The organism is Streptomyces sp. NPDC058086 (assembly GCF_042885015.1).
Lineage (GTDB): Bacteria > Actinomycetota > Actinomycetes > Streptomycetales > Streptomycetaceae > Streptomyces.
In genome coordinates, this window is record NZ_JBHVST010000172.1 from 1 (window position 1) to 14164 (window position 14164).

15 protein-coding genes and 2 pseudogenes are annotated in these 14164 nt (G+C 66.9%); 12 read left to right on the plus strand and 5 right to left on the minus strand.

Annotated features, from left to right (window positions below; genetic code table 11):
- Positions 1 to 248 precede the first annotated feature (248 nt).
- Positions 249 to 884 (minus strand): annotated as a pseudogene (locus tag ACFVWD_RS54440) (GntR family transcriptional regulator); the annotation flags it as partial.
- Positions 885 to 1688: 804 nt separating this feature from the next.
- Here ACFVWD_RS54440 and ACFVWD_RS54445 point away from each other — a divergent pair.
- The 5 genes and pseudogenes from ACFVWD_RS54445 to ACFVWD_RS54465 all read left to right on the plus strand — a co-directional run bounded on the left by ACFVWD_RS54445 (position 1689) and on the right by ACFVWD_RS54465 (position 4663).
- Positions 1689 to 1940: a hypothetical protein gene (locus ACFVWD_RS54445; protein ID WP_240362656.1), complete on the plus strand. Its 252-nt coding sequence runs from the start codon at positions 1689 to 1691 to the stop codon at positions 1938 to 1940.
- A gap of 189 nt (positions 1941 to 2129) precedes the next feature.
- Positions 2130 to 2339, plus strand: a pseudogene (locus tag ACFVWD_RS54450) (transposase); the annotation flags it as partial.
- Positions 2340 to 2412: 73 nt separating this feature from the next.
- On the plus strand, positions 2413 to 2697 hold the full coding sequence (locus ACFVWD_RS54455; protein WP_389606288.1) for a hypothetical protein: 285 nt from the start codon (positions 2413 to 2415) through the stop codon (positions 2695 to 2697).
- Positions 2694 to 3128, plus strand: coding sequence for an ATP-binding protein (locus ACFVWD_RS54460; protein WP_389606290.1), 435 nt, complete (start codon positions 2694 to 2696; stop codon positions 3126 to 3128). The genes ACFVWD_RS54455 and ACFVWD_RS54460 overlap by 4 nt, the downstream gene beginning before the upstream one ends.
- An 887-nt stretch (positions 3129 to 4015) precedes the next feature.
- Entirely contained in the window at positions 4016 to 4663 is a 648-nt protein-coding gene (locus ACFVWD_RS54465) for a CHRD domain-containing protein (RefSeq protein WP_389606292.1), read from the plus strand.
- A gap of 944 nt (positions 4664 to 5607) precedes the next feature.
- Here the strand turns inward: ACFVWD_RS54465 and ACFVWD_RS54470 are convergent.
- Positions 5608 to 6630 (minus strand): glycosyltransferase family 2 protein, encoded by a 1023-nt coding sequence (locus ACFVWD_RS54470; protein WP_389606294.1) that lies wholly within the window; start codon positions 6628 to 6630, stop codon positions 5608 to 5610.
- Between the two features lie 275 nt (positions 6631 to 6905).
- Here ACFVWD_RS54470 and ACFVWD_RS54475 point away from each other — a divergent pair, with 275 nt between their 5' ends.
- The 6 genes from ACFVWD_RS54475 to ACFVWD_RS54500 all read left to right on the plus strand — a co-directional run bounded on the left by ACFVWD_RS54475 (position 6906) and on the right by ACFVWD_RS54500 (position 12150).
- Positions 6906 to 8060: an IS5 family transposase gene (locus ACFVWD_RS54475; protein WP_389606296.1), complete on the plus strand. Its 1155-nt coding sequence runs from the start codon at positions 6906 to 6908 to the stop codon at positions 8058 to 8060.
- Between the two features lie 71 nt (positions 8061 to 8131).
- Positions 8132 to 8767 (plus strand): restriction endonuclease fold toxin-2 domain-containing protein, encoded by a 636-nt coding sequence (locus ACFVWD_RS54480; protein ID WP_389606297.1) that lies wholly within the window; start codon positions 8132 to 8134, stop codon positions 8765 to 8767.
- 27 nt (positions 8768 to 8794) lie between these two features.
- Positions 8795 to 9241 (plus strand): hypothetical protein, encoded by a 447-nt coding sequence (locus ACFVWD_RS54485; protein ID WP_389606299.1) that lies wholly within the window; start codon positions 8795 to 8797, stop codon positions 9239 to 9241.
- A gap of 299 nt (positions 9242 to 9540) precedes the next feature.
- Entirely contained in the window at positions 9541 to 10983 is a 1443-nt protein-coding gene (locus ACFVWD_RS54490; protein WP_389606301.1) for a polymorphic toxin-type HINT domain-containing protein, read from the plus strand.
- Positions 10984 to 10994: 11 nt separating this feature from the next.
- Positions 10995 to 11696, plus strand: coding sequence for a hypothetical protein (locus ACFVWD_RS54495; RefSeq protein WP_143687667.1), 702 nt, complete (start codon positions 10995 to 10997; stop codon positions 11694 to 11696).
- Positions 11697 to 12018: 322 nt separating this feature from the next.
- The gene (locus ACFVWD_RS54500; RefSeq protein ID WP_389606302.1) at positions 12019 to 12150 is read left to right on the plus strand and encodes a hypothetical protein; all 132 of its coding nucleotides are present in this window, start codon (positions 12019 to 12021) and stop codon (positions 12148 to 12150) included.
- Between the two features lie 39 nt (positions 12151 to 12189).
- Here ACFVWD_RS54500 and ACFVWD_RS54505 read toward each other — a convergent pair whose 3' ends face one another.
- The 3 genes from ACFVWD_RS54505 to ACFVWD_RS54515 form a co-directional block, all read right to left on the minus strand.
- Positions 12190 to 12630 carry a hypothetical protein gene (locus tag ACFVWD_RS54505; RefSeq protein WP_389606304.1) on the minus strand — a complete coding sequence of 147 codons (441 nt, stop codon included), beginning with the start codon at positions 12628 to 12630 and terminating at the stop codon, positions 12190 to 12192.
- Between the two features lie 88 nt (positions 12631 to 12718).
- Positions 12719 to 12901, minus strand: coding sequence for a hypothetical protein (locus ACFVWD_RS54510; RefSeq protein WP_389606306.1), 183 nt, complete (start codon positions 12899 to 12901; stop codon positions 12719 to 12721).
- On the minus strand, positions 12901 to 13371 hold the full coding sequence (locus ACFVWD_RS54515; protein WP_389606307.1) for a hypothetical protein: 471 nt from the start codon (positions 13369 to 13371) through the stop codon (positions 12901 to 12903). The genes ACFVWD_RS54510 and ACFVWD_RS54515 overlap by 1 nt, the downstream gene beginning before the upstream one ends.
- A 236-nt stretch (positions 13372 to 13607) precedes the next feature.
- On the opposite strand from ACFVWD_RS54515, the gene ACFVWD_RS54520 reads away from it, so the two are divergent.
- Positions 13608 to 14164 (plus strand): IS110 family transposase (locus tag ACFVWD_RS54520; RefSeq protein ID WP_389606309.1); only part of this gene is annotated, 557 nt, incomplete at its 3' end.

Sequence of the window (14164 nt, forward strand, 5' to 3'; positions counted from 1 at the left end):
CTGACAACATGGCCCGCTGCTCTTCCAACTCACCCATGTCAGACCAACGAATCACCGGGCGGAAAGCCACGGGTTAAAGATCTGCACGCCCTTAGTCGCCCTTGGCCCGCTGGTCCTTGCGCGGCCCCGAGGCGAACACGTCAGCCACGTAAAACGCCAACGTCGCCCGGACAAGGCTCACTTCATGTGCGTCCACACACCCAACATGCTCGTGATCAGGACTCATAGGAAGACCTAACGGAGTCCTATTAGGAGAGTGTCAGGTCCGTCGTAATGGTTTCCCAGAGGGCGTCGAACCACTTCTGCGATTGGTCGACGAAAGCCGCGTCCCGCATGCCCGCCCGACGCTCGAAGGAGAAGAGAAGGGACGCGGCGCCGAGGGTGTCGTACATCTCCAGGGTCTGGCTCTCCACCTCCTCCTCCCGCTTGGTGAGCATGTAGTACGCCGTCAGGGCCTCCGTCCCGTTGAGGAGGTACAGCTTCACGGGAGGGGTGAAGGGCAGCGCGCGGAAGGACACCCGGACGTCGATGCCGTGCGACGAACGCAGCGTCAGCAGATTGTGACGCAGGACCTGCCCTTGGCCGTTGCGCTGCTCGAGCCAGCGCTGGTGGACCGGGTCGTTGTCGGGGATCTTCACAGATGTGTCCCCGGGGCTCTTCACAGAGATCGGGAACGCCAGGTTGATCTCTCGGGAGGGCAGCAGGATCCGCACGTCGATCGACCGGGGGCGGATGCGGCCCTCGTGGATCAGCCGCACCGGTTCACCCAGCGCCAGCATCAGCGTCTCCGCGGTCAGACAGGCCGCGTCCACGCGGACTTCCGGCGCCGAGAACGCCTCCGCGAGCCTCGGTGGCAGCACGACCATCGTCGGCTGTGGCACGTCCGCAAGGCGCAGGGGCGACGTTGTGGCGAGCGAGGTATCCGGTGGCGGCGGTGCCCCCCGTCTGGCTGTGGCTGCGCTGTCATCTCCCGCGGGTAGCGTGGCGGGTGCGGGGAGATCGCTCAGGAGCTCAAAGGTGCTGCGGCGCTGATGCCTTCCGGACCGCAAGAATGTGTCGTCGGGCTCAATGCCTTCCACCGGGGAGGTGGCCGCAACCGAGTCCCGGCCGGCCGCGAGCACTCTTTCCGCGTCATCCGTCGACGACGCACGGCGGGCAGTGGCTCGGGCGCGTTCCAGAGTGCGCCAACGGTCCCTCCAGGCCTGGAGTTCGGGGTCACGCCGTTCGGGCGGTTTCACCTCTTCGCCGTCGTCATAGGAGAGCAGGACGCGCACCAGCCACAGCAGTCGGTCCAGGGAGGCCGGGCCCCGCCGTCCGGCGAACACCTCGCTCACGGAGGCCTTCGACATCGCATGCCGTTCGCCGCACACCTTCTTTCCGCGCACGAGGATGCGGTCGTAGGAGGGGGCTCCACGATCCCGCTTCAGCTCAGTGAACGCCGCAGCCAGCTCCTGCAGCGTTGCCGCGTAACTGCCTCCACCGTTCCCGCCATTGGCTGCCACGTCGTCCCCCCGGTGCGTGCTTGTGGGCAGCAGAGTAGACCCACCTGACCGGAACGGCACTGAACATAGCGAAACGACCCGGAACACGACGGTGATGTGTTCGGTGGTGGGCGGTCCTGATCGGCCTAGGACTCAGCTTGTTCGATTGATGCAGGTCAGCGGCATGTTTGGGGTGATGGTGCTGGCATGACCCAGATGACACCGCCGCCGGCGCAGCCCGGCCGGAGCGGCTCTGAAACGGAGCCGCCGTTTCTGTCCCTGCACACCACCGTCGTTCTGCTCACCGCGCTCGTGCTCGGGCTGATCGTCGGCGGCCTCACCGCGCTGACGGATGTCCCCCCCGCGGGCGCTGTGCTGGCTGGGCTGACCGCGGCCGGCTCTACGGTGCCGGTGCTGCGCTCGCTGATTGGCCAGCCTCGTGAGCGCTCCGGCCCATGAGCCCGCGATGCCGAGCACCAGGCCGCCGCCGTCGAGGGTGGCCACTGAGACGAGTCACCCTATTGAGCAGACTTGTTGGACACGCGAGACCCCCTCCCGGCCAGGGCTCTAACCTCGGGCATTCACGGTCGCGGGTGTCCGCAGACCGCTCCGTGAAGCCGAGGAGCCTGCGACCTGCGGTGACGCAGTCTCACCCTCGACCTGCTGGCCTGGATGCCGATGCTCGCCCTGACCAGCCACGCCCGCCGCTGGGAACCCAAGCGCCTGCGACTGCGGCTGTTCTCCGCCGCCGCCCAGCTCGTCACCACCGGCCGTCGCCGCTGGCTCCGCCTCGCCCGCACCTGGCCCTGGGTTCCCGACCAGCCCACGCAACGGAGATCGTTACGGGACAGCGCTTAGCTCCAACACCAGGACCTCGCCGCCGACCTGCAGCCTGCACTCCACCATCGCCGACGCCAGCGGCAAGACCCTCTTGGCCGTCCACCCGCGGGCTGTTGGCCGCGGCGCCCGCATCGTCGACGACAGGCACTGGGACGGGCTGCCCAAAGGCAACAACCGACGCGTCACCACCGGCGATGTGATGCCCCAGCCCCGCCACCGGGACGCTTTGGATGAGGAGGCTGGACCGTTCAAGGCCCTGCTGAACCGGTCGGCCGCAAGCCGCATCGAGGTCAGCCGGCGTCCGTTGTCGGTCTATGAGGAGCTGACCGGCACCCGCCTCTTCACCACCAATTCAACGCCGAAGGAAGCCCGTTGAGTCAGCTGGTCACCGCCCGCATCCGCGGCACGGCCGCCAAGCTCGGCCTGCCCCACCTGGCCGAGATCCTGAACCAGTACGTCGAGCGGGCCGAGGAGGGCAAGCTCGGCTACCTCGACTTCCTTGACCTGGTCCTGGCTGAAGAGCTTGCGGTCCGCGATGACCGGCGTTTCCGGCAGGGTCTGCGGCTGTCGAAGCTGCCGCACCACAAGACGCTGGACGACTACGACTTCTCCTTCCAGCCCGAACTCGACCCGCGCAAGGTCAAAGACCTGGCCACCCGCTGGGGCCAGGTCTTCGGCGACGGGGTCCTCGCCACCGCGATCCTCGACCGCCTCCTGCACCACTGCGACGTCATCGCGATCAACGGCCCCGGCTATCGGCTCAAGAACCGACTCGCCGCCATCGAGCGCGAGACCGACGTTGCGTGAGAGCTGAACACGTTTATCTCTGTACTCGGCTGAGCACTTCAGGGAGTACGCGGACGCTCCGGACGGCCAAGCCTTTCCAGCCATCTCATGGCGAACCGCTGACAGCCATACCCAGAGCCCCTGGGTCCCGCTGATCTTACGAGTGACCAGTTCGAACCACGATCAAGAAAGTCGGGCATACCGTAGATCCGCTCTCGCCGCGGCGCAAGCCGGGCAAGCTCCACGCCGACAAGGGATACGACTACGACCACCTGCGGCGATGGTTACGGCAGCGCGAAGCAGAACGGGCCGCTCCGCCCTGGCCAGCGAGCCCACCGTTGCTCAAGGCAAGGCTGTCCTGGCAGCCAACTGTTGTTCCTTTCCACGGCACTGCTGGCAGCCCCAGGCTTCATTGGTCACGCGATCGGCTGGATCCTGCTGGAAACAACGCTGGGCCCGACCGCATACTTCCTGTTCGCGTACCCCGAGGGGGAAGGCCCCCAAGTGCGGGACGCCGTACTGCGGCACACGACGGCGACCGCCTGCCGATCTTGCCTGGGCGTACGACTTTCCGACCCGTCAGGTGTCACCCTTCGCAAGCCTCGCATTTTACAACGAGCACGTGGACTTCTACCTCGACGGGCGGCTGCTTAACCGCCCCGCCCCCATCATCAGAGTCATCCGGGAAAGGGAACACCCTATGTGAACTGCGTGAACGCCAGCAGACGCACACCGTGTGGGGGAAACCCATGTCACCCGAATGGCCTACTTATCAGGGCATTCCATCGGATTAGGCCCTTAGGGTGACGGATAGGCGTGCAGTCAGTACACGCCCATCAGTCACCCGCTTTCAGGAACGGGTGCTTGCTGCCCGGCGCGGTTGCGCCGGGCCGGACAAGGAGCAGGCAGTGAACAAGGCACTCGCAGGAACGTTGGCCGTCATAGCCGTCAGCGGTGTCGCCCTGACCACGGCCCCCACGACAGCCGCAGAAGGCTCGAACAGCCAGCCCACAAAGACGCAAGTTTTCTCCACCGTACTCAGCCCGGTCCCGACCAACCACGTCACCGGTTCCGGCACCGCCCGCGTCCAGCTCACCGGCAACCAGGCCACCGTCACTGTCATGGTCTCCGGACTCCTCGCCGGCGTCCCGCACGCTGCGCACATCCACATCGACGGGCAAGGCCGATGCCCCATCGCTTCGGAAGCCACCCTGCTCAACGGACATCGGGCGCTCAGTACCGCCGACGGCGGAAAGGCATACGGCAAAGTCGGCGCCTCGCTCACCACACGCGGCGACGTCGGCCCCAAGAGTGAGGTGGCCGTTACCCGCTTCCCCACCGGCTCCGCCTACACCTACAAGCGAACCTTCAAGGTCACTGCCGATGCGGCCGCCAGCATCCGCCGCGGCAACGCCGTCGTCGTCGTCCACGGCATTGACTACAACGGCAGCGGAAAGTTCACCAACGTACTCGGCCCGAGTGAACTCGATCCCAAGCTTCCTCAGACCGCGACCGCCCCCGCACTCTGCGGCGCTCTGCGGGCCACGCCCAGTTGAGCCACCGACCTGGGTGACAGCTCGCCGTACAGACGGCGACGCCGTGGAGACGGTTGACGGCGCCGTGCTTGCCGCCATGGCCATCGGTGGCCTCGCCCGTCCCTCCGGGCCAGGCCACCGCATCACAGTCTGACCCCACATCTCAATCAGGCGGCGCCCAATATGCGCCGCTACGCTGCGGGCTCCGCTCCTGCACCCGACGGTTCGACCCCAAGTCCTAGACCGGCAGATCACCAATGGCGTAGTTCACAAGATCAAGGTGTGCCGGGCCTGGGCGAGGGTTGATCCCCTCCGACTGGCGTTCGTACGCCCGGCATCGGGTTCTCGACCTGCACCGTGGGGTCGTCGAACGGCTCGGCGAAGAACAGCAGGTGGTAGGCGTCGACGAGATCCAGACCGCGCCAAAGCGAGCCTCGATCTCGTCGACGCCGATCGGGTCGGGCAGCACCTCTCGCAGCGCCTCGACGTCCACGGCGTACCGCTCGTCGAGCGCCGCGGCCTCCGCGGCACGCCCTTGACCTCAACAGGTTCAAGCAGGTGGTGGCGAGAGCGAAAGAGGCGTGGACTGATGGCGAACTCGGCCAGCATCGACCTTCCGGTGACAGACCGTCACCGGCGCACAGAAGCACGATCGGCTTCACGGAAATCTTGGAAGAGCCCGTGGTGGCGCCAGGCGCCGAACAGTTCGGCCTGCCCCTCGGGCACGCTCTTTGGGGTTCAGCCGTTTCACCCGGCGCACGATCAGCCGGGCGGTGGCGTGGTACGCCTTCCCGATCGAGCTGCGCCTGCGCAACGAGCCGCCAAGGCCGAGTTCTCCCAGCACGGGATCGCTTCAACCACGACGTCCCGGTGCGGCCGGCCCGGTAGGGGGATGTGGTGCGTTTGGCGACTACGCGGCGCCGCTGTGTCGGCGGCAGTAACGGTCGAAGTCACCCATCCTGGGGCTACCGTCCGCGGACGGCGGCGCCCTGAGAGACGAAACTCCGCGCGCGCTGAGGGACACTGGCGGCCTTCAGCGCACGGTATCTCCCGCTCGCCACGAGTTGGAACTTGACACCCTCCCGACTTTCGGGGTGTTCGTAGCCGTCGGGGAGGAACCGCCGGTAGTGCTCGCTGGCGCGTTCGAAGAACTGCGGGCGCTCGGAACGGGAGAGACATCCCTCGAGATTGAGAAGGAAGAGGTAGTGACGAATCATACGAGTGAAGAGAAAGGGAGCCACAACGTCCAGGGCGTCGCGCTCCTCGAGCAAGTCGGAGCTCTCTTCGTACCGGCCGAAGACGTCGAAGTGGGTGCCGTCCGGTGAGCCTGCGGGGTGTTGAGTGTGCCGACGACGGATCTGGACGCAGTTCCATTTCAGGACGGCGACCCGGTCGGCGGCGAGCATGGCGCGGTGGACGACTGTGACCTCCTCGTGGAGACCGTCAGGGAACGCGAGTTCCTGCCGGATCCACAAGTCGCGGCGGATCAACCGGTCCCAGGAGTAGGCGGGAGCACCGAACAACTCGGGCTGGTCGATCGAGGCGAAGGGCTCACGTCCCTGCCGGGCAAGCAGCCCGGCGGCGGCACCGGGCCACGAGCGGCCGCGATGGAGGCGAGTGTGCCCGAAGAGAAGAACATCCGGCTCGTCTGCCGATTGCAGCTGATCGCCCATCGCCTGAAGCGTTTCACCCCCGATGATGTGATCGCTGTCCAGGAACAGCAGGTAGTCACCGGCGGCGCGCTCCGCCCCCGCGTTGCGTATCCGGCCGATGCTGACGACGCCCGTCAGCCGAACGACCGAGATCCGCCCATCGCGCCGAGCATAGTCATCCACCAAGTCCGCAGGGCATTCAGCAGACTGGTCCAGGACCGCGACAACCTCCACGTCCCGGAAGGACTGGTTCAGTATCGAATTCAGGCAGACCTCCAGCTGTCCCTGAAGGTCGTGCGCGGCGACTATGACACTGATCATCGGGGAACCGAGCATAGTGATCGAACATAGGTGGACAGCTCACAGCGGGACAAGTCCCTCGGGCACCCAGTGCACAGCAACATACAACTCGCTCACCTGAGACCTCGGAACCCTCACCTGCCCCACACACCTGGCGAAGCTCTGTTCTAAGAAGCTGTTGTCTTTTCGATCTTGAGGGGTGCGCGTCGAACGGGAGTCCCGATCGGGTGGTCGCGGGGCGCTGGGCGCATACGAACAGGGCCTCCTGAACAGCTCGTTGGTGTCGAATCACCGAGCAGCAGGAGGCCCTGGTGCAGCAGTCTTGCGTGCCGATGGCCGGGCAGTCCAGCGTGGTCACCTGGGAGTGTGACTGCCTGGCTCACCGGTTCGGAAACGCCGCCGACAACGTGACGCGGCAGCCTCGCTATCCGACGGACATGACGGACGGGGAGTGGGCCGTGGTCCGCCCGCTGCTGCCGGTGCCGGGCTGGATGCGTGGCCGGGGCGGCCGGCCGGAGGGGTACTGCCACCGAGCCATGCTCGATGCGATCCGGTATCTCGTGGACAACGGGATCAAGTGGCGGGCGATGCCCGTCGACTTCCCGCCGTGGGACCGCATCTACGCATTCTTCCGCCGCTGGCGCGACAACTGCCTGGTCAAGGAGTTCCACGACCGGTTGCGCGTGAGGGTCCGCGAGGAGCTGGGGCGGGACGCGCAGCCGACGGCCGCAGTGATCGACTCGCAGTCCGTCAAAGCGGACGCCGTGGTCGGTGCGGACAGCCGGGGCTTCGACGGCGGCAAGCTGATCAACGGCCGCAAGCGGCATGTCGTGGTGGACACGCTCGGCCTGCTGCTGGGCGTGATGGTCACCGCCGCGGACACCGGCGACCGCATCGCCGCCCAGGTGCTGCTCGGGCAGGTCGCCGACGCGCACCACCGGCTGGAACTGGTCTGGGCCGACGGCGGTTACACCGGCAGCCTCGTCGAGTACTGCCTGGCCAGGCTCGCGCTGGTCCTGGCGATCGTGAAACGCAGCGACGACATGCGCGGCTTCGTGGTGCTGCCCAAGCGGTGGATCGTCGAGCGCCTCTTCGCCCACCTGATGCGAAGCCGCCGTCTGGTGCGCGACTTCGAGCGGCGCACCACCAGCGCCGAGGCGATGGTCTATTGGTCGATGACCCTGCTCATGACACGCCGCCTTGCCCGGCCACACCCTGGGCAAGGGAGTTCGTCGGCAAGACACCACCACCCAGCGAAGTGGGCGACCACGACACTCTCCTGGCGAGCCTCCCCACGGCCTGCACGATGCTCGCCAACGCCTGCGACGCCTACGCCGACCACGTCGAAACCGCCAAACAACGTCTTCCCACGGAAAACAGCGGACTCGACGGTGACTTCCTGTGGCCCTGGGAACAGCCACGCTTCGGAGGCGACGGCCACGACGGCGGCCTGCATGACCTCATAGCCAGCGACACGCGCATCACCTCGCTCGGCAACATCCCTCACGCACTGGACAGCTCCCAGTCCCGAGTCAAGATGCCACAGCCGGACAACGGCGGCCTTTTTCCCAACCTCCCGCCGTTCCTCGGCCCCCTGATCCGCGTCCCGACGCTGGTACCGGCCGCTTACCGTCCCCTGCCCTCCAGCACTCCGCACATTCAGCCGGTCCTTCCGGCGATTCCTTCCGACCCGCGGTTCCCGCAGCTCACGCCCGGCCAGGGGCAGAACTTCCAGACCTGGCTCGACTCACTACGCAAGGGCGACATCTCCGGCGGCAAGCCGGCCGAGCAGGCCTACCAGAGGCGCGTGTCGGGCTTCCCGGAGTTCGAGGTACCAATCCCAGCAGGGATCAGTCCGTCCAACACGCTGATGGTGGACGGATTCCGCAACCTCGACGGGATGGCGGTCGAGGCAAAATACGTGAACAAGCCGAACCAACGGTGCTACCGCTCGCTGGAGGACCTCCGCAAGAACCACGCGACCGGCGACAGAGATTTCCTCTACAAGGATGACCGCCTGGAACTCCGCAAGTACGCGGCCGCGCTCAACGACCCACGTAACAGGGAGATGCGCGGTGTCGAGACGGTCACCAACAACCAGGATGCCGTCCAGTACTGGCGCATCATGATGGCGGCCTACGGCGTCAAAGGCCATGCCCGCTACGTTCCCTGACCAGCCCATCCCCAGGAAAGTACCGCTATGGAACCGGAAGAGATCGCGGAACTGCGCACCATGTTCGTCTTCACCCCACCGCGCGGGCAGAGCTGGGGCCTGACCTACGAGGGATTCGAGTCACGGCTGCGTGAGCGGAATCCGGATACATTCATCCGTATCGATGACGAAGGAGACGGCCCGGTCCGCGGATCATCGATGATCTTCGGGATCACTTTCGACGACGAGACCCTGGAAGGCTTTGCCAGCCTAAAACCCGAGGGCGTGTCCGTCCGGGAGTGCAACGCCCACCTTGCGGCCCGGGTCGCCCTGTGGCTCCGGAACAACGTGGCACCGGCTGACGTCCCCGTCATGTTCAACACGGACTGGGGAATCCAGGAAGGCATGGAACCCACCCTCGTCCCCGATGCCACTCGCCCACGGATCGTGGCGGCACTCGTGCAGCACGTCGAAGAGACCGGCGGCCTCGACTGACAGTCCCCCCCCAACACGGTGGCCGAACAGGGCGGGTCGCCCGGAGTGCCGCTGTAGCTGACCGGTAAGCGCGTGATTGTCAACTCAGAAGCATTGGTGGTGCTCTTGCTGCCACCCTGGCACCCGTCAGGATCAATCCCCCGGGAGCACCGCGATGACGAGCACGTCGCCGCTCACGTCCTCGCAGCAGCTGCGTGTGCAGTGGAAGACCATTGACAAGGCGCTGGCGCCCTACTCGACCGAGTCGCTGCTGCCGTTGCTGGAAGCGGCGTTGATGGCGCCGACCTGCTCCCGCTTCCATGACCATCTGCGACCACTGGTGGAACCACCTCGCCTACACGGGCAACTGCACGATCACCTCGAAGATCAAGTACAAGGCCGTTCTCAGCCTGTACCTGTGCGCCGCCGAGGGCATCGACCCGCAGAAGCTCATGTGCCCGACCGATGCCACGACGTATCTGGGCGAGGTCAAGACCGACGAACTGTCCCAGGAGTTCACGCACACCATCACGATCGCCGAGTGGCAGGACGGCGTCGATCCCATCGACATCCTCTTCGGCAGCTGGATCAAGTGCGCCCAGAAGTTCACCTCCGGCTTCGAGAGCGGCAGCTGGGGCGGCTGCGCCTGGGCGTCCCTGGACGTCGCGAGCCTCTTCGCGGGCAAGATCATCCGACCCATCGCGGAAGCGCTGCGCGCCGTGGACGCCGCGTTCGCCACCGGCATCGGAGTCCGGGACGCGTTCAAAGCGCTCAAGGCCATCGACGGCATAGACACGGCGGCGGTCGCCGCGATCGAGAGGGAGGTCGAACTCTATGAGGACCTGACGACCGCGTGCACCAGGAACAGTTTCCCTGGCGAGACCCAGGTCCTCATGGGGGACGGAAGCCACAAGGCGATCCGCGACATACGCCTCGGTGACCTGGTCCGCGCGACAGACCCGGAGACCGGCCGGCCGTCGGTCCGGCGGGTGACCGACACCCTGCGGCACAGCACCCGGCGGCTCGTCGACATCACGGTGGCCGACGGGAGACTGTCCAGCACGCCTGGCCACCGGTTCTTCGTCGAGGGCCGTGGCTGGACCCTGGTCTCCGCCCTGCACATGGGCGACAGCCTGCGCACGCCGGACGGGACGTTCCGCACCGTCACGGCCGTCAAGGACCGGGCCGGCCTGGCACCCCAGGACGTCTTCGACCTGACGGTCGACGGCATCCACACGTTCTACGTCAGCACCGAAGGCGCCCACCCGCAGAGCGTCCTCGTCCACAACTGCGAGGACATCGTCGCCGACGAGGACATCGAAGGGGCTCACACGATCAGCGAGCACGTGAACAAGACCGACGCCCAGATGGAGGCGAAGGCTCTCGACCCGAGGACCACAGGGGGTGTGGCCACCCGTTGGTTCAATACCGACATCGCCCGGGACGCCGTCAACAAGGCCATGACACAGTGGCTCGAGCACAGCCCGAAGCACCTGAAGGAGCTCACCGATTGGGAGACCGAGCAGGCGCAGAGGATGGGGCGCAAGCTGCCCACGAAGCTCAAGACGATCCGCTGGCAAGTCAGGGACATCGAGACCGGGGGCAAACCACTGGGCCACAAGTGGGTGAAGACCGGCGAAACTGCCCAGAAGAGCGAAGTCACGTCCAAGTGGGTCATCGTGCAGCTGAAGTACATCGGTAAGAAGGTCGCTCAGCACCGGCAGGGCAAGTGGGTCGTGTACACCTCCTATCTGGAGGGCTGACGATGGCACACGTGCCTGAGAGCGACGCCGAGGGAGACTTCCTCGAGGGCGTCTACACGACGGACATTGGGCTGACCTGGCTGGCCTCGCAATGGGAGGTGCTGGAGGAGTTCTACAGGAAGTACGTCCAGTCTCACTCTGACGAGGGCCCCGCCGTGGTGTGGCTCAAGATCGCGGAGTCGTCGGTCGACGAGTTCGACCGCTCGAAGGCCGTCCAGCTCGGTCAGGACGTCCAGCGGCTGCTGCGCTCTCCGCTGACGGACGAGACGATCCGCACGGTCTGGCTCGCCGCCACCCACGGGGTCTTCGATCCGGGGGAGTACGGCATGAGCGCCGGCGCTTGGCTGCAGAAGGCCGAAGAGGCATGGCTTGCCCGGGTGCGCCAGAACGATCCCGCGTTCGTCCCCCCGCCGCCGCGACCCGTGGTGGACGAGGAACTTCGGCGGGCCGTCCTCCAGGTGATCCGCCCGGTCGCGGAACAACTGAGCCTCGCAGTCGAGAACCCCCCGTTCGGCACTCCGGTGACCGGCCTCGTCCCCGCGCTGGAGCGGGTGGTCACCGAGTCGTGCGCGGATCTCGGCTACCGGCTGTTCCTGCGCGCCATGAAGGCGTACCACGTACCGGCCGACAGACCGGGTCTCGTCGCCCTCGGTGAGCGGTTCGACTACCCGGAATGGGTCGTACCTGAAGGGCTCAACGACCGGACCGACTGACGCCGTGACACAGGGGTGGGTGGACAGACACAAGTCCGCCCGCCCCTGTGGTCCGTCCTGGATCCGGCGCCCACGTGACACCCCGTTACCTTTCTCGTGGCCCCGCAACGGGGCGCCTGGCCCCCGGGTCCGGTATGGCTGTTTGCCCCCTGTCGCAGGCATGTCCTGGGGGGTGTTGCCGCCGGGCCTCGGGGCACCGCTTGACCGCTGACTGCCGTCCCCGGTCGCCGCCGCCCATGCCCAGCGACAGGCCACCGAGCAGGAGATCGCGGCCCTGCTGGAGGCCCTCCCTCTTTTCCACCTCCTGACGCCATTGCCCGGCATGGGCGTCAGGACCACGGCCGCCGTGATCGTCGCCATCGGCGACGGCAGCGGTTTCCGCACCGCCGGGCACCTCGCCTCCTACGCAGCAGCGCGCGGAACTGGTCGACGGCGGCCTGGTCCTCGGGGCTGAGGGCGCCGGGCGCGTGGCCGCAGCGGCGGAAGAGACGCTTCATCGGGTGGACTCCTGTGTGGGGCTGGTGTGGGCGGTGCCGTTGGCGGGCGTCTTGAGCACGCGCGGCAAGTGGAGGTGGAGGTGCTCGACTTCGACCTCGCGGCCTCGGTCACGGAGCGCGCGGGCAAGGATTTCGGTGAGGCCGCATGCACGGTGCCGGCCTCCTGCACAACCGATCGCAATGCGGCGGGGACCGGCAGGCAGGTCGGCGTAGTCGGCGAGGTTGGCGATGAGTTCGCGGGCGCCGGGGGTGTTCAGGACGACGTCTTGGACGCGGGGATCGAGGCCGTCCAGGTCGAGGATGTCGCGGGCGGCGGCCGGGTCGCGGAGCCGGTCGCGGACGTCCTCGATCCGGTCGGCGGCGGGCGGGACGGGGAAGCCGTCCGGACCGATGGGGAGGTGCAGATAGCCGAACGAGATCAGGAGGATCGGGCGCACGAAGGAGCCTCCAGGTACGTGGTGAGGACGGGAACGACGGAGCGCCGCGCCCGGCCGGGAAGGTCGGGCGCGGCGCTCGGGGGTGGTGCTACTGGGGGGTGGTGTCAGTGACCACGAGGAACTGGTCGCTACCGAGGTCCATCACGACCTGGGCGTTGGTGCCCCGGAGGCGCTGGGCGGCGGCGTACTCTTCCGCCGGCCATGAACCTCGGGGGGCTCCGGCGGGGAACCGCTCCAGAACGGTGCGGGGCTGCGCGGTGGTCGTGGACATCACGCGTCACCGCCCTTCACGCGCTCGTGGATCTCGATCAGCGTGCCGATGGTGTCGGGGCTTTCCGCCATGCCGACCCACTGCCCGAGGGCGGTGAAGACCGGCACGGCGTCGGTGTCGGCGTCAAACACCACGACGTAGTCGCCATACCTGTCGAGGACCATCTCCTGCAGTGCCCGCGCCGGTGCGGGGGCGAGGACCTCCAGGGCGTCGACGGTGAGCCGGGCAGGCTCCGCCGGGGTGTCGCTCTGGGTGAGGACGCCGGAGACGTGCAGCAGGTCGCCAGGCTGGGTCTCGGTGAGCAGCGCGTGCGCGATCCGGGCGTTGACGGTGGTGCAGGACCAGATCACGTCGTCCACGACGTCGTCGGTGGGCGAGACGACCAGCTGGAACCGGGCGGTGTACGGCACGGCGCCGGGTGTGGGGACGGAGTCGAGGAAGCCGTCGACGGTGAGGGGCTTGGTGTCCATCAGCTCGCTCTACCTTTCTGATCACGGGTTGGCCCCAGCCATTCGTAGGGTTGTGGCACCCAGGGGAGTGGGGTGTGGCTCTCAGCTCGGCTGCCGTCCATGGCTTCGGAGGCTTGGCCGCCCCGCTCCCCACGACGACTCGGCCGCCGATTGGGAAGTGCGAAGTAGTCGCTGCGTAGAGCAATGCCGGCGAGGTCGTCCGTGGTACGCAAAGCAGGAACGACTTCGGGAGCACGATGAGCCGGATATGGGCCGGAATCGACTGCGGCAAGACGCATCACCACTGCGTCGTGCTGGACACTGACGGGAAGACCCTGTTGTCGCGCAGGGTGGCCAACGACGAACCGCAGTTCCTCCAGCTGCTTGGTGACGTCCTCGACACCGCCAACGGCCGCGAGGTGATGTGGGCGCTGGACATGACCGGCGGCGAACCCGGGCTGCTGATCGCAGTCCTGATCAATCACCTGCAGGAGCTGCTGTATATCCCGGGCCGCATGGTGAACCGCGCGTCCGACGCCTACCGCGGTGAGGGCAAGACCGACGCCCGCGATGCCAGGATCATCGCTGACCAGGCACGCATGCGCCGCGACCTGCGGCCCATCCGTCCAGGCGACGAGGCCGCCATCGAGCTGGGCCTGCTTACCGGCCACCGCACCGATCTGGTTGCCGAGCGCACCCGCACCATCAACCGGCTCCGCTGGGCCTTCCCCTTGATCGTGGACACCTGGAGACTGGGATCTGAGGTTCCAGAGGAAGTAGCACCAGGTGGGAAGCAAGTACACGAAGCGGTACA

What these genes read in the sequence shown, in the direction of transcription:
- ACFVWD_RS54515 (WP_389606307.1), bottom strand. Translation starts at nt 13,371, where the DNA reads ATGGACACCAAGCCCCTCACCGTCGACGGCTTCCTCGACTCCGTCCCC.
- ACFVWD_RS54485 (WP_389606299.1), top strand. Translation starts at nt 8,795, where the DNA reads ATGGAACCGGAAGAGATCGCGGAACTGCGCACCATGTTCGTCTTCACC.
- ACFVWD_RS54510 (WP_389606306.1), bottom strand. Translation starts at nt 12,901, where the DNA reads ATGTCCACGACCACCGCGCAGCCCCGCACCGTTCTGGAGCGGTTCCCC.
- ACFVWD_RS54500 (WP_389606302.1), top strand. Translation starts at nt 12,019, where the DNA reads ATGGGCGTCAGGACCACGGCCGCCGTGATCGTCGCCATCGGCGACGGC.
- ACFVWD_RS54480 (WP_389606297.1), top strand. Translation starts at nt 8,132, where the DNA reads ATGCCACAGCCGGACAACGGCGGCCTTTTTCCCAACCTCCCGCCGTTC.
- ACFVWD_RS54445 (WP_240362656.1), top strand. Translation starts at nt 1,689, where the DNA reads ATGACCCAGATGACACCGCCGCCGGCGCAGCCCGGCCGGAGCGGCTCT.
- ACFVWD_RS54470 (WP_389606294.1), bottom strand. Translation starts at nt 6,630, where the DNA reads ATGCTCGGTTCCCCGATGATCAGTGTCATAGTCGCCGCGCACGACCTT.
- ACFVWD_RS54490 (WP_389606301.1), top strand. Translation starts at nt 9,541, where the DNA reads ATGACCATCTGCGACCACTGGTGGAACCACCTCGCCTACACGGGCAAC.